General features: G+C 71.1%; 3 protein-coding genes. 2 read left to right on the top strand and 1 reads right to left on the bottom strand.

The window, feature by feature from the left end; genetic code table 11:
* Positions 1-892: cbb3-type cytochrome c oxidase subunit I (locus QH283_RS03605; protein ID WP_280501595.1), on the bottom strand; the 892-nt coding region annotated here is incomplete at its 3' end.
* Between the two features lie 347 nt (positions 893-1,239).
* On the opposite strand from QH283_RS03605, the gene QH283_RS03600 reads away from it, so the two are divergent.
* Together QH283_RS03600 and QH283_RS03595 are read left to right on the top strand one after the other, a co-directional pair.
* Positions 1,240-2,091, top strand: a complete 852-nt coding sequence (locus tag QH283_RS03600; protein ID WP_280501594.1) for a VOC family protein — start codon at positions 1,240-1,242, stop codon at positions 2,089-2,091.
* Between the two features lie 121 nt (positions 2,092-2,212).
* Positions 2,213-2,919, top strand: a 707-nt coding sequence (locus QH283_RS03595; RefSeq protein WP_280501593.1) for an ABC transporter substrate-binding protein, incomplete at its 3' end; no start/stop codon positions are given.

The following is a 2,919-nucleotide window of genomic DNA, read 5'->3' as shown; positions in this document are numbered from 1 at the left end:
TCAGCGTGGTGTAACCGAAGATCGGCTTGCGGCTGAAGACCGGGAAGATCTCCGAGACGATGCCGAAGAACGGCAGCGCGATGATGTACACCTCGGGGTGGCCGAAGAACCAGAACAGGTGCTGGTAGAGCAGGATGCCGCCGGTGGCCGGGTCGTAGATGTGGCCGCCGAGGTGACGGTCGTAGGCCAGGCCGAACAGCGCGGCGGTCAGCAGCGGGAAGGCCAGCAGCACCAGCACGCTGGTGACGGCGATGTTCCAGGTGAACACCGGCATGCGGAACATCGTCATGCCGGGGGCGCGCATGCAGACCACGGTGGTCAGCATGTTCACGCCGCCCAGGATGGTGCCGAGACCGGAGACGGCCAGGCCCAGAATCCACAGGTCGGTGCCGACGCCGGGCGAGTGCAGGATGTCGGTCAGCGGCACGTACGCCGTCCAGCCGAAGTCCGCCGCGCCGCCGGGGGTGACGAAGCCCGCGGTCGCCATGGTGGCGCCGAACAGGTTCAGCCAGTAGCTGAACGCGTTCAGGCGCGGGAAGGCGACGTCGGGGGCGCCGATCTGCAGCGGCAGGATGATGTTGGCGAAGCCGAACACGATCGCGGTCGCGTAGAACAGCAGCATGATCGTGCCGTGCATGGTGAACAGCTGATTGAACTGTTCCGGCGACAGGAACTGCAGACCCGGGCGGGCGAGCTCACCACGCATCAGCAGGGCCATCAGGCCGCCGATGAGGAAGAAGCTCGTCGCGGTCACCAGGTACATGGTGCCGAGCACCTTCGGGTCGGTCGTGGTGACCATCTTGTAGAGGAAAGAACCCTTGGGTCCGGTCCGAGCCGGATACGGTCGAGTCGCTTCCAACTGAGGGACTGGTCTGGGCTCTACCGCAGTCACTGATCCTCCTGAAGGTGCCTTTAGGTCGCCGCAGGCTCCGCTGCTCGCACACATCCCGTTACCGGAACAGCGGACAGTTCGCTTGCGCTCCGATGATCGTAAACCGTGCTCGATCGCCGGGACGCACGTGGTCCTACTCTGCGTCGTATTTCGGTGTCCACAGCGTCGTATTCCGATGCCGCCGGTCCCGCTCGTGTCCCCCACATCGCACGCTACACCTGGTCCGACGGACTTTCCGGCACACCGATGAGTTCGCCGCCCCGAGGTCGTCTGCACCGGTGACGGCACCCGCCGTCCGCCGGGTGCGAACGCGCACCGGCGCGAGCGAGCACCGAGGAGACCGAACCATGAGCGCTACCGAGCCCGGCGATCCCGTCTGGGTCGAACTGTTCACCGCCGATCCCGGCCGCGCGATCGCCTTCTACGGCGAACTGTTCGGCTGGACCGCCGAACGTGACGACGATTTCGGCGGGTACCTCACCTTCCGGTCCGGCGGCCTGGCCGTCGCGGGCGGGATGGGCAAGTCCGCCCCCGAGGACGGCCCCGACCAGTGGACGGTCTATCTGGCCGCCGAGGACGCGCGCGCCACCGCCGAGGCCGCGACCGCCAACGGCGGCGCGGTGGTGCTGCCGCCGATGGCGGTCGGCGAGCTGGGCACGATGGCCGTGCTGGCCGATTCGGCGGGCTCGGGGATCGGCGTCTGGCAGCGCGGGCGATTCGCCGGCATCGAGACCGCGCCGATAGGGCAGGACGACATGTGGCGGCACGGCGAACCGGGCTGGTTCGAGCTGCACACCCCGGACTACGACAAGACGCTGTCGTTCTATCGCGAGGTGTTCGGCTGGCGCGACGTCACCGAACTGCCCGGCCCGCCCGGATTCCGCTACAGCACCATCCACGCCACGCACCCCATGCGCGGCGGGGTGATGGACGCGACCGCCGTGCCGGCCGAGGCGGCGCTGCCCGGCTGGAACGTCTACTTCGGTTCCGCCGACGTCGACGCCACCGTCGCGACGGCGGTCCGGCTCGGCGCGACAGTGGTGCACCCGGCCGAGGACAGCCCGTACGGGCGGATGGCGGTGCTCACCGATCCGACGGGCGCGCGGTTCTGTGTCGGTGGAAGCAACGTCGGTCGGGAAGAGGTCGGTCGGGACGAGGTCGGTGGGGACGACAACGCCGGGAACACCGCGCCCTCCTGAGCCCGCTCGTCCCCGGCGCTATGCCGTCTTCCGTCTGCCCGCGACGCGGGGTGCGGGCGGACGGAAGGCGGGTGTGCCCCACCGCGCCCGTGGCCGCCGCCGCACCGGTACCCTCTCCCGCATGTCGGACAGCGCCCCCGCACACACTCGAAATCGCACCGTGGCCACCCGATTCGGGGTCGCGGCCGTGGCGGCGGCGGCCGCGCTGGCGCTGACCGGGTGCGGCGACCGGTCCGACGACGCGAGCACCATCGTGCGCACCACCACCAATATCGCGGGGGCGGGCGTGGTCGGCCTCGAGCGCGACACCACCCACGCCTGCCCGCTGCCGAGCGCGCCGGACCAACCGTCCGGCACCCGTCCCGTCACCCACGCCGCCGGCGTCTCCGAGGTCCCCGCCGACCCGCAGCGCATCGTGGTGCTCAGCACCTCGGCGCTGGACGCGGTGTGCGCGCTCGGCCTGTGGGAGCGGGTGGTCGGCGCGACCGTCCTGGACGGCCCCCGGCCGCAGCCGCAATACCTGGGCACCGGCGTGCTGGAGATCCCGCCCGTGGGCGGGGCGGGCGAGCCCGACCTCGCCCGCATCGCCGACCTCGACCCCGATCTGATCCTCGGCGAGGCCCCCGCCGGCGCGGCCGGCTTCGACGCCCTCGGCGCGATCGCCCCGACCGTGCTGGTCGGCGAGCCGGTCAGCTGGCAGGCCACATTCACCGCCTACGCCGCGGGCATGGGTCGCGAGCGGGCCGCCGCCGAGGCGCTGGACGGCTACCGGCAGCAGGCCCGCGACCTCGGCGCCGAGCTGGCGGCCGCGGAGAGCCAGGCCTCGGT

The sequence above is a fragment of the Nocardia farcinica genome, from assembly GCF_029867845.1.
Classification (GTDB): domain Bacteria; phylum Actinomycetota; class Actinomycetes; order Mycobacteriales; family Mycobacteriaceae; genus Nocardia; species Nocardia farcinica_A.
The sequence above is the reverse complement of the archived record's forward strand: the minus strand, read 5'-3'. Positions and strand labels throughout refer to the sequence as shown.